Genomic DNA, 1,729 nt, shown 5'->3' with positions numbered 1-1,729 from the left:
CCCGGCGACAATGCGGGCCGCGCAACGGCCCGAGGAGGAGCCGGGCCATCGATAGAGCCCGGCGACAATGCGGGCCGCGCAACGGCCCGAGGAGGAGCCGGGTAATTGAGCGGAGCCCCGTGAACGTCCAGCAGTTCCGGAAGGACCTGCGGGCCTGGCTGGACGACCACGATTTGGCACCCGGTCCGGATCACTCGCTCGAAGGCCACATGAAGCAGCTGGCCCGAGTCCATCGGGCACTTTTTGACGCCGGCTGGATGCGGTACGGCTGGCCGGAGAAGGCGGGTGGGTTGGGCGGCCAGACGATGCTGCGCGCGATCGTCGGTGAAGAGGTTGTTGGCCGCGGCCTTGCCGAGCCGGGGCCGTACTCGATGGTCGAGGTGCTTGCGCCCACGCTCATTGACTACGCCGCACCCGAGCTCGCCGCGGAGATGGTGCCGCGGCTACTCAGCGGTCAAGAACAGTGGTGCCAAGGATTTTCCGAACCGGGCTCCGGCAGCGACCTGGCGTCCCTGTCCACCCGGGCCAGCCCGCACGGAGACGACTGGGTCGTCAATGGGCAGAAGGTGTGGACCAGCTACGCCCAATTCGCAACCCGCTGCGTGCTGTTGACGCGCACCGCTGGCGGCCATGACGGCATCACCGCGTTCTTGGTCGACATGGACACCCCGGGCATCACCATCCGGCCGCTGCGCACGATGCACGGGGTCGACGAGTTCTGCGAGGTCTACTACGACAACGTGGTGGTCCCGGCGAGCCGGATGCTGGGCAAGCCGGGCGACGGCTGGCGGCTCGCGATGGATCTGTTGCCGTATGAACGGTCCACTTGCTTCTGGCAGCGGATTGCCTACCTGTACTCGCGGTTCGACCGACTCGTCACCGAGATGAAGGATCCGGACGACTTGCACCTCGGGTCGGCCTTTCTGTCGCTGCACACTGTGCGTTGCCGTTCGCGCGCCACGCTGCACCGGCTGGACGACGGGCAGCGGCTGGGGCCGGAGACCTCCATCGACAAGGTGCTGCTGGCCACCGCCGAGCAACGGCTCTACGACACAGCGCGCGATCTGCTGCCCGCGGTGATCGAACTCGACGAGTCCGATTGGCGCACCGAGTATCTGTACTCACGGGCGGCGACGATTTACGGTGGCACGGCTGAGATTCAGCGCAATATCATCGCTCGCCGGCTGTTGGATTTGGGCAAGGAGTGAGTGTGGACGTCGAGTCCTTGCGGATGCTGGAAGACGCGTTGCGCAAGACGATGACCACGACGTCGGGTTCGAGGCTGGACCAGGCGCTGACCGAGCTCGGTTGGCTCGACATGCTCGACGAGGTGCCAGAAGCAGCCGTTCCGTTGGTGTTTCGATTGCTGGGCGAAACCGGCGCGCATGCGTCGGTGCTCAACGACGTCGTGTTGCACGCCGGCGGCAATGCGGTGGGCAACGTGGCAGCACTTTCGTACGCCGGCGGTACCTGGGTGATCTGGGAGCGCGCCGACTCGGTGAATTCAGCGCTTGACGGCAAGCTACCGATTCACTATGCGCCGCACAGCGACTCGATGCCGCAGATCGATCCGGCGCCGCTGGCGGCGGGCCGGCGCGCGCTCGGGTGGTGGCTGGTCGGAACCAGTCGGGCGATGCTGTCACTGGCCCGCCGGCACGCTTTGGACCGCGTGCAGTTCGGCAGGCCGGTCGCCGGTTTCCAGGCGATCCGGCATCGGCTGGCCGAGACA

Annotated in this window: 2 protein-coding genes; both read left to right on the top strand. The window is 66.7% G+C overall.

Going from position 1 to position 1,729, the window contains the following annotated elements; genetic code table 11:
• The first annotated feature begins 119 nt into the window (after positions 1-119).
• Positions 120-1,208 carry an acyl-CoA dehydrogenase family protein gene (locus tag WA317_RS15280; protein WP_425173832.1) on the top strand — a complete coding sequence of 363 codons (1,089 nt, stop codon included), beginning with the start codon at positions 120-122 and terminating at the stop codon, positions 1,206-1,208.
• A 23-nt stretch (positions 1,209-1,231) separates the two neighbouring features.
• The coding region (locus tag WA317_RS15275) for an acyl-CoA dehydrogenase family protein (RefSeq protein WP_425173833.1) at positions 1,232-1,729 on the top strand (498 nt) is incomplete at its 3' end.

Origin of the sequence: Mycobacterium sp. (genome assembly GCF_049802695.1) — a bacterium.
Lineage (GTDB): Bacteria > Actinomycetota > Actinomycetes > Mycobacteriales > Mycobacteriaceae > Mycobacterium.
Note: the sequence above shows the minus strand (reverse complement) of the source record. Positions and strands in the feature narration are given on the sequence as shown.